The organism is Luteibacter sp. (assembly GCF_051958795.1).
GTDB lineage: Bacteria > Pseudomonadota > Gammaproteobacteria > Xanthomonadales > Rhodanobacteraceae > Luteibacter.
On sequence record NZ_JBQCFT010000260.1, the window covers coordinates 1 to 8,918 of the forward strand.

The 8,918-nt window shown below is 65.0% G+C and carries 9 protein-coding genes; all 9 read right to left on the reverse strand.

Features of this window, described 5'->3' with window-relative positions; translation table 11 throughout:
* Window positions 1-78: 78 nt before the first annotated feature.
* The 9 genes from nuoH to ACTHLF_RS13725 all read right to left on the reverse strand — a co-directional run bounded on the left by nuoH (window position 79) and on the right by ACTHLF_RS13725 (window position 8,860).
* A complete protein-coding gene (gene nuoH, locus ACTHLF_RS13685) occupies window positions 79-1,101 on the reverse strand; it encodes an NADH-quinone oxidoreductase subunit NuoH (RefSeq protein WP_440327899.1) in 1,023 nt (340 codons plus the stop codon).
* 3 nt (window positions 1,102-1,104) lie between these two features.
* Entirely contained in the window at window positions 1,105-3,420 is a 2,316-nt protein-coding gene (nuoG, locus tag ACTHLF_RS13690) for an NADH-quinone oxidoreductase subunit NuoG (protein WP_440327900.1), read from the reverse strand.
* A complete protein-coding gene (gene nuoF / locus ACTHLF_RS13695; protein WP_440327901.1) occupies window positions 3,417-4,760 on the reverse strand; it encodes an NADH-quinone oxidoreductase subunit NuoF in 1,344 nt (447 codons plus the stop codon). Before nuoF ends, nuoG begins: the two co-directional genes overlap by 4 nt.
* Before the next feature lie 10 nt (window positions 4,761-4,770).
* Window positions 4,771-5,298 carry an NADH-quinone oxidoreductase subunit NuoE gene (gene nuoE, locus ACTHLF_RS13700; protein ID WP_429243081.1) on the reverse strand — a complete coding sequence of 176 codons (528 nt, stop codon included), beginning with the start codon at window positions 5,296-5,298 and terminating at the stop codon, window positions 4,771-4,773.
* Window positions 5,299-5,319: 21 nt separating this feature from the next.
* Window positions 5,320-6,549 carry an NADH-quinone oxidoreductase subunit D gene (locus ACTHLF_RS13705; protein WP_440327905.1) on the reverse strand — a complete coding sequence of 410 codons (1,230 nt, stop codon included), beginning with the start codon at window positions 6,547-6,549 and terminating at the stop codon, window positions 5,320-5,322.
* A gap of 27 nt (window positions 6,550-6,576) precedes the next feature.
* A complete protein-coding gene (locus tag ACTHLF_RS13710) occupies window positions 6,577-7,305 on the reverse strand; it encodes an NADH-quinone oxidoreductase subunit C (protein WP_440327902.1) in 729 nt (242 codons plus the stop codon).
* A gap of 12 nt (window positions 7,306-7,317) precedes the next feature.
* Entirely contained in the window at window positions 7,318-7,872 is a 555-nt protein-coding gene (locus ACTHLF_RS13715; protein WP_440327903.1) for a NuoB/complex I 20 kDa subunit family protein, read from the reverse strand.
* The gene (locus tag ACTHLF_RS13720) at window positions 7,863-8,219 is read right to left on the reverse strand and encodes an NADH-quinone oxidoreductase subunit A (protein ID WP_440327904.1); all 357 of its coding nucleotides are present in this window, start codon (window positions 8,217-8,219) and stop codon (window positions 7,863-7,865) included. The genes ACTHLF_RS13715 and ACTHLF_RS13720 overlap by 10 nt, the downstream gene beginning before the upstream one ends.
* 272 nt (window positions 8,220-8,491) lie before the next feature.
* Window positions 8,492-8,860: a PilZ domain-containing protein gene (locus ACTHLF_RS13725; protein ID WP_440327906.1), complete on the reverse strand. Its 369-nt coding sequence runs from the start codon at window positions 8,858-8,860 to the stop codon at window positions 8,492-8,494.
* Between the last annotated feature and the right edge of the window lie 58 nt (window positions 8,861-8,918).

The following is an 8,918-nucleotide window of genomic DNA, read 5'->3' on the forward strand; positions in this document are numbered from 1 at the left end:
CATGGTCAGGCCCATGCCCTTGAACAGCTCGAGCAGCAGGAGGCTCTTGAAATAATGGGTTACGCGGGACATGGCTCTTTAGGCTCCCGTGCCGATGTGGACCCAGCCGAAATACTTCATGCAGCCGGCGACGAGGACCCAGACGATGGTGATGGGAATGAAGACCTTCCAGCCGAGGCGCATGATCTGGTCATAGCGGTAGCGCGGGAAGCTGGCGCGGAACCACAGGAACAGGAAGGCGAAGAGGAAGACCTTGGCGAACAGCCAGAGGATGCTGGCGTGGCCCAGGATGCCGAAGCTCTCCGGGAACGGCGACAGCCAGCCACCCATGAACAGGATCGAGGTCAGGAACGAGACCAGGATCATGTTGGCGTATTCGGCCAGGAAGAACAGCGCGAACGGCGAACCGGAGTATTCCACGTGGAAACCGGCGACGATTTCCGATTCGCCTTCCGCCACGTCGAACGGTGCGCGGTTGGTTTCCGCCACGCCCGAGACGAAGTAGATGACGAACACCGGCAGCAGCGGAATCCAGTACCAGCTGAGCAGGCCGCCGTGCTGTGCATCGACGATCGCGGTGAGGTTCAGGCTACCGGTCAGCACCAGCACGCAGACGATGGACATGCCCATCGACAGTTCATACGAGATCACCTGCGCCGCGGCGCGCATGGCGCCGAGCATCGCGTAGAGCGAGTTGGAATCCCAACCGGCGAGGATGATGCCGTAGACACACATCGAGTTCATCGCCAGCAGGTAGAGAACGCCCGCGTTGACGTTGGCGAGCACCACGCCCGGGGCGAACGGCACCACGGCCCACGCCGCCAGTGCCGGTACCAGGGCCAGCATCGGCGCCAGGAAGTACAGGAACCGGTTCGCGTTGGTCGGCAGCACCACCTCCTTGATGAGCAGCTTGACGACGTCGGCGAAGGCCTGCAGCAGGCCGGCGGGGCCGACCTTGTTGGGCCCCATGCGGACGTGCATCCAGCCGAGCACCTTGCGTTCCCACCACACGTAGAGCGCGACGGTGACGACAAGCGGCAGGACCACCGCCAGGATGAACAGCACCGGCAGCAAGAGGTGGTCGAAGAGTTGATCGGCCATGGGTTACGCCTTGCTCAGGGTGATGGCGGCGCCGTACGGCGGCAGCATCGCGGTTTCGGGAAGCGCGGCATCGATCCACACGGCACCGGCAGGCACTGCGGCATCGACAACCACCGGAAGCACGCTGTCACCGATGCGGCCGTTGCCGCCGTCAGCCAGGCCGAGCTTGCCGGCGTCGTCCGCGCTGACGCGGATGGCGGCGGCGCGGTTAAGCGGATGCGAGTTCAGCGCACCGGCGCGGCGCAGCACGGCGTCACCGCGGTAGACCGGCACCGTGGCGATACGCGAGAGCGTAGCGGCCGCGGCACGCTGGCCAAGCACCGGGCGGACATCCGCCGTGCGCTCGACCATGCCATCACGCAGGCCCGCCAGGTCATCGAACTCGAAGCCGGCGACATTGAGCGAACCGCCCAGCGCGCGCAGCACCTTCCAGCCTTCGCGTGCTTCGCCCGGCGCCTTCGCACCGGCGAGCACGGCCTGGGCCGTACCTTCGGCGTTCACCAGCGTGCCTTCCAGCTCCGGCGTGAGCGCGATCGGGAGGATCACGTCGGCCGAATCCTTCAGGGCATCCGAAGCGTAAGCAGCGAACGCGACGACGGTCTGCGCCGAGTGCATGGCCTGGACGGCCTGGGCACCATCGGCGAAATCGTACGGCGGCTCGACGTTGTACAGCACGTAACCCTTGCGCGGCTGCGCAAGCATGGCGCGCGCATCGAGGCCACCCGCGGTCGGCAGCACGCCCACCGTGGAGAGGCCGACGGCGTTGGCACCTGCCGGGATTTCGTTGAACGCCGCACCCGCGGCCTGCGCGATGAAGCGCGCGATGGCACGCAGCCACGAGGCTTCCGGGTGGTTGGCGGCGGCATGGCCGAAGATCACCACGGCGCCTTCGACCGCGAACTCCGCGTACGCGGCGCGGTGGTCGTCGGTGGTCGTCGCCGCGTTAACCACGCTGGCGATCGATTCCGGCACGGCCGCACCGTTTTCAGCGGCGACCTTGGCGAACTGCAGCAGCTCGGCAACGAGCTCGTGCGGCGGCGCAACGGCTTCGCCGGCGAGATCGAAGTTGAAGTTGAAGTGCGCCGGATTCACGGCAAACACCTTCGCGCCCTTCTTCGCCGCCTGGCGGATGCGGTGGTTGAGCAGCGGCACTTCGTAACGCAGGTCGGAGCCGACGATGAGCGCGGACTTGACCTTGTCGAGCGAGGCGATCGGCGACGCGAACGGACGCGCGAAGGCGTTATCGGCGAAATCGAGCTGGCGCAGGCGGTGATCGACATGGGCGCTGCCCAGGCCACGCGCCAGGCGGACGAGGAGCTCGCCCTCCTCGTTCGTGGTCGCCGGGTTCACCAGGATGCCGAGGTCGGCACCCGAAACGCTCTTCAGCGCCTCGCGGGCGACCGACAGGGCGTCGTCCCAGGTGGTGGTCGCCCACTGGCCGTTGCGCTTGACCATCGGTGCCTTGACGCGATCCGCCGCGTACAGGCCCTGGTGGCTGTAGCGGTCACGGTCCGACAGCCAGCACTCGTTGATCGATTCGTTATCGCGCGGCACCGTGCGCAGCACTTCGCCGCGGCGCGTGTGCAGCCACAGGTTCGAACCCAGCGCGTCGTGGTAAGCCACGGACGGGCGGGCCACCAGCTCCCAGGCGCGCGCCTGGAACTGGAACGGCTTGTTGGTCAGCGCGCCGACCGGGCAAACGTCGATGATGTTGCCCGACAGTTCGCTCTCGATGGTCTTGCCGATGTAGGTGCCGATCTCGAGGTTCTCACCGCGGCTCATGCCACCCAGTTCGTACGTGCCGGCGATCTCGCTGGTGAAGCGGACGCAGCGCGTGCACTGGATGCAGCGGGTCATCTCGGTCGCGATCAGCGGGCCGAGGTTCTCGTCGGCCACCGTGCGCTTGCGCTCGACGTAACGCGACACCGAACGGCCGTAGCCGAGCGAGACGTCCTGCAGTTCGCACTCGCCGCCCTGGTCGCAGATCGGGCAATCCAGCGGGTGGTTGATCAGCAGGAACTCCATCACGTTGCGCTGTGACTTGAGTGCCTTGTCCGAGCGGGTGAAGACCTTCATGCCCTCGCCCACCGGCGTGGCGCATGCCGGTGCCGGCTTCGGCATCTTCTCGATCTCCACCAGGCACATGCGGCAGTTGGCGGCGATCGGGAGCTTGCGGTGGTAGCAGAAGCGCGGAATGGCGATGCCGACGGCATCCGCCGCCTGGATGATCATCGACCCCTTGGCTACCTGCACCGGAACGCCATCGATCTCGATGTTGACGAGATCCGGCGCGGCATTGGCTACGGGCTGCGCACTCATGCAGCGACTCCAGTGGTGGCCGTGTCAGCCGGGCCATCCACGATGGAACGGCCATGCTGCACGTAGTATTCGAATTCGTGCCAGAAGTGGTACAGGAAGCCCTGCACCGGCCACGCCGCGGCTTCACCGAAGGCGCAGATGGTGTGGCCTTCGATCTGGCCGGCGACGGCCTTCAGGCGGTGCAGGTCATCCTGCGTGCCCTTGCCTTCGACGATGCGCGACAGCACGCGGTGCATCCAGCCGGTGCCTTCGCGGCACGGGGTGCACTGGCCGCACGATGCAGCCATGTAGAAGCGCGAGATGCGGTGGCAGGCGCGGACCATGCAGGTCTTGTCGTCCATCACGATGACGGCACCCGAACCCAGGCCCGAACCCGCCTTCTGCAGCGAGTCGTAGTCCATGGTGCATTCCATCATCTTGTCGGCCGGCAGCACCTTCATCGAGGAGCCGCCAGGGATGACCGCCTTGAGCTTGTTGCCCGTGCGGACACCGCCCGCCATCTCCAGCAGTTCGGAGAACGGCGTGCCGAGCTTGATCTCGAAGTTGCCCGGGTTGTTCACGTGGCCGGAGACCGAGAAGATCTTCGGGCCGCCGTTGTTCGGCTTGCCGATGTTGAGGAACCACTCCGCGCCGTTGCGCAGGATCGCCGGCACCGAGGCGTAGGTCTCGGTGTTGTTGATCGTGGTCGGGCGGCCGTACAGGCCGAAACCGGCCGGGAACGGCGGCTTGAAGCGCGGCTGGCCCTTCTTGCCTTCCAGCGATTCCATCAGCGCGGTTTCTTCGCCGCAGATGTACGCGCCGGCGCCGCGGGCGTTGTAGATGTCCACGTCGATGCCGGAGCCATCGATATCCTTGCCGAGCAGGCCAGCGGCGTACGCTTCCTTCAGGGCTTCCTCGATGTGCTCGAACGGCTCGTGGTGGAACTCACCGCGCAGGTAGTTGTAGGCCACGGTGGAACCGGTGCAGTAGCACGCGATCGCCAGGCCTTCCAGCACCGAGTGCGGGTTGAAGCGCAGGATGTCGCGATCCTTGCAGGTGCCCGGCTCGGATTCATCCGAGTTGCACAGGATGTACTTCTGGCCCGGCGCGTTGCGCGGCATGAACGACCACTTCAGGCCGGTGGGGAAGCCGGCGCCGCCGCGGCCGCGCAGCGAGCTCTTCTTGATCTCTTCGATCAGCGCAGCCGGATCCGGCTTTTCAGCCAGGATCTTGCGCCACGCCTTCCAGCCGTCGACCTTCTCGTAGCTCTCGAGCGACCAGGGCTTTTCGAAATGCAGGGTCGTGTAGACGACCTGGTGTTCCTTGGGTGCGGGTCCGACCGGACCAGTGGTGCTAGCCATTGCCCTTACCTCACTTGAGACCGTCGAGGATCGCGTCGACCGATTCGGTCGTCAGCTTCTCGTGGTAATGACCGTTGACGACCATCATCGGCGCGCCGGCACAGGCGGCCAGGCATTCCTCTTCCTGCTTGAGGTAGATGCGGCCGTCGGCGGTGCTCTCGCCGGTCTTGATGCCCAGCTTCTTCTCGCAATGGCGCACGAGGCCTTCGGCGCCGTTGAGCCAGCACGAGATGTTGGTGCAGATGGCGACGTTGTTGCGACCGACCGGCGTGGTCTCGAACATCGAATAGAAGCTCGCGACTTCGTACGCCCAGATCGGCGGCAGGTCGAGGTACTTGGCGACGGCGGTGATCAGCTCGTCGGTGAGGTAGCCCTGGTTCTGCTCCTGGGCGGCCATCAGCGACTGGATGAGCGCCGAGCGCTTGCGGTCCGGCGGGAACTTGCCGACCCAGTGGTCGATATGCTCCCGGGTGTGATCGTTGAGCACGGCGATCGGATCGACGTCCTTCACCTGCTCGAAATGACCGGTGGCTTTCATGATTCTGTGTACTCCGTCGACTTAGCGGTCGACTTCGCCGAAGACGAGATCGTAGGTGCCGATCATCGCGACGACGTCGGCGAGCATGTGGCCACGCACGAACGCGTCCATCGAAGAAAGGTGGGCGAAGCCCGGCGCGCGCAGGTGCACGCGGAACGGCTTGTTCGCACCATCCGACATGAGGTAGCAGCCGAACTCACCCTTCGGCGCTTCCACGGCGGCGTAGGTTTCGCCGGCCGGTACGCCATAGCCCTCGGTGAAGAGCTTGAAGTGGTGGATCAGCGCTTCCATGTCGTTCTTCATCTCGACACGGCTGGGCGGGGCGACCTTGTAGTTCTGCACCATGACCGGGCCCGGGTTGGCCTTCAGCCACTCCACGCACTGGCGGATGATGCGGTTCGACTGGCGCATTTCTTCCACGCGCACCAGGTAGCGGTCGTAGCAATCGCCGTTGACGCCAACCGGGATATCGAAATCCATCTGGTCGTAGGCGGCATACGGCTGCTTCTTGCGCAGGTCCCATGCGATACCCGAACCGCGCAGCATGGCGCCGGTCATGCCCCAGGCCTGGGCCTTCTCGGGGTCGACCACGCCGATACCGACCGTACGCTGCTTCCAGATACGGTTGTTGGTGAGCAGCAGTTCGTATTCGTCGACGCGCTTCGGGAAGTCGTTGGTGAACTCCGTGAGGTAGTCCAGCATCGAGCCTTCGCGCCACTGGTTCAGGCGCTTGAGGTCACCACCCTTGTGCCACGGCGATTCGCGGTACTGCGGCATCTGCTCCGGCAGGTCGCGGTACACGCCGCCCGGGCGGTAGTAGGTGGCGTGCATGCGCGCGCCCGACACGGCCTCGTACACGTCCATGAGCTCTTCGCGCTCGCGGAACGCGTAGAGGAACACGGCCATGGCGCCCAGATCGAGCGCGTTCGAACCCACCCACATGAGGTGGTTCAGGATGCGGGTGATCTCGTCGAACATCGTGCGGATGTACTGCGCACGGATCGGGGCCTCGATGCCCATGAGGTTCTCGATGGCGCGCACGTAGGCGTGCTCGTTGCACATCATCGAGACGTAATCGAGGCGATCCATGTAACCGATGGACTGGTTGAACGGCTTCGATTCGGCGAGCTTTTCGGTGCCACGGTGCAGCAGGCCGATGTGCGGATCGGCACGGACGATGGTCTCACCGTCCATTTCCAGCACCAGGCGCAGCACGCCGTGCGCAGCAGGATGCTGCGGGCCGAAGTTCATCGTGTAATTGCGGATTTCTTCCACGGCTTAATTCTCCCGCCAGCGGTCGGCGGCTTCCGCCCTGGCCTGATCGAGGTCGGCATCGTTGCGGATCGTGCGCGGCACAAGCACGCGCGGCTCGATCGAAACCGGTTCGTAGACAACACGCTTCTGCTCGGCGTCGTAGCGGACCTCGACGTTACCGATGAGCGGGAAGTCCTTGCGGAACGGATGGCCGACGAAACCGTAGTCGGTAAGGATGCGGCGAAGGTCCGGATGACCGTCGTAAATGATGCCGTACAGGTCGAACGACTCGCGCTCGAACCAATCGGCGCCCGGCCAGATGCCCGTCACGGACGGCACGACCGGGAAGTTGTCGTCTTCGCAGAAGCTGCGCAGGCGGATACGCTGGTTGTGCTCGATCGACAGCAGCTGGTACACCGAGGCGAAGCGGCGCGGCAGCTCGGCCGGGCGCGGGCGCTCGGCCCAGGTGAAGCGGCCGACGGCCTGGCCTTCCACGCCACGCGAGAAGCTCTCGCCCTGGGCGGTGTCGGTATCCCACTCGGTCTTGCCGTAGCTGAGGTAATCCACGCCGCACACGTCGATGAAGACGGTGAAGCGGAAGCCGGCTTCGTCACGCAGCGCGGTGGCCACGGCGAGCAGGTCGCGCGGGGCGACCTCGGCGGTGACTTCGTTGCGTTCGACCTTCACCGTCAGCATGTCGCCGAAGCGCGCGGCGAGGCGTTCGACCAGCGAGGTCTCGTTATTAACGCTCATGTGCAGGCCCTGTTAGCGCGCGATCGTGTGGGTGCGGCGGATCTTCTTCTGCAACTGCAGGATGCCGTGGATCAGCGCTTCGGCCGTCGGCGGGCAACCCGGCACGTAGATGTCGACCGGCACGATGCGATCGCAACCACGCACGACCGAATACGAATAGTGGTAATAGCCGCCGCCGTTGGCGCACGAACCCATGGAGATGACCCACTTCGGCTCGGGCATCTGGTCGTAGACCTTGCGCAGCGCGGGGGCCATCTTGTTGACCAGGGTGCCGGCCACGATCATCACGTCGGACTGGCGCGGGCTGGGGCGGAACACGACGCCGAAGCGGTCGAGATCGAGGCGGGCCGCGCCCGCGTGCATCATCACAACCGCGCAGCACGCCAGGCCGAACGTCATCGGCCACATGGAGCCGGTGCGTGCCCAGTTCATCAGCGCGTCGACGCTGGTCACGCCAAAGCCGCGCTGCGGCAGCGGCGCGTCGCCATTCGGACGGATGATGTCGTCGACGAGGTTGAGCGGTTCCGGGTTGTGCATCACCCGGTCGATGGTGGTCATCACTCCCATTCGAGCGCTCCCTTCTTCCAGACATAAGCGAAACCGACCACGAGCAGCGCCAGGAACAGCGCCATTTCCACCAGGGCGACGATGCCGATCTTGTCGAACACCACGGCCCACGGGAAAAGGAAGGCGATTTCGAGGTCGAAAATAATGAAGAGGATCGCGATGAGGTAATAGCGCACGTCGAACTTCATGCGCGCATCCTCGAAGGCCTCGAAGCCGCACTCATACGGCGAGAGCTTTTCCGCGTCGGGACGCTTCGGGCCGGCGAGCATGCCGAGCACCATGAGGACGACGCCTAGGCCGACGGCCACGGCTATGAACAACAGGACGGGCCAATATTGGGCGAGCACGATGCTGCGTACCTCCGCGCCTCGCTGGGCGCATCAGTGACCGTCGACGGGGACGAGCGGTCCGGCTAGGGGCGCCGGAGCTTTTTTCGAATCGATCCAAATGGACCGGTCCGCGACGACGCGCCAGGCGCGCCAACGACTCCGGAGATCCACAATCTCACGTTGGGGAACCGATCTATTGTACCAGTGCGTGCAGGTATGCCGACAAGTCTTAATGAAGGAAAAACCGGTCCACGATGGTGCAATACCCGTTTTTCACGCCGGCCTGCCGGTTACATGGTCTGGGTGGGCCGCTCGGAATTGAGGGTGCCGGCCAGGAGGGCCTCGATGCGCTGGCGGGCCGCCTCGCTCTCGGGCGATTCGTTGAACTGGATGCCCACGCCCGCGGTACGGTTACCCTGCGCCCCCACGGGGGTGATCCATACCACCTTTCCGGCAACGGACAGGCGCTCGCTATCGTCGATCAGGGTCACCAGGAGGGCCACTTCATCGCCCAGGTTGTAGCGCTGGGCGGTAGGGGCGAACAGCCCGCCGGTCTTCAGGAACGGCATGTACGAGATGTACAGGGAATTCACGTCCTTGATTTTCAGCGACAGGATGCCCTGGCGCGGCGACGGGCTGGTGGCATTCATGGAGGCTATGGATTCCCTTGACTGGCGGCCATCCTAGCTAGCCCACGGGGCGGGCCACAAGCCCGAC

Bases quoted from the DNA above. Each gene is read 5' to 3' on its own strand.
- ACTHLF_RS13715 (WP_440327903.1), bottom strand. From the start codon at position 7,872: ATGGGAGTGATGACCACCATCGACCGGGTGATGCACAACCCGGAACCG.
- nuoE (WP_429243081.1), bottom strand. From the start codon at position 5,298: ATGAAAGCCACCGGTCATTTCGAGCAGGTGAAGGACGTCGATCCGATC.
- nuoF (WP_440327901.1), bottom strand. From the start codon at position 4,760: ATGGCTAGCACCACTGGTCCGGTCGGACCCGCACCCAAGGAACACCAG.
- nuoG (WP_440327900.1), bottom strand. From the start codon at position 3,420: ATGAGTGCGCAGCCCGTAGCCAATGCCGCGCCGGATCTCGTCAACATC.
- ACTHLF_RS13705 (WP_440327905.1), bottom strand. From the start codon at position 6,549: ATGAACTTCGGCCCGCAGCATCCTGCTGCGCACGGCGTGCTGCGCCTG.
- nuoH (WP_440327899.1), bottom strand. From the start codon at position 1,101: ATGGCCGATCAACTCTTCGACCACCTCTTGCTGCCGGTGCTGTTCATC.
- ACTHLF_RS13710 (WP_440327902.1), bottom strand. From the start codon at position 7,305: ATGAGCGTTAATAACGAGACCTCGCTGGTCGAACGCCTCGCCGCGCGC.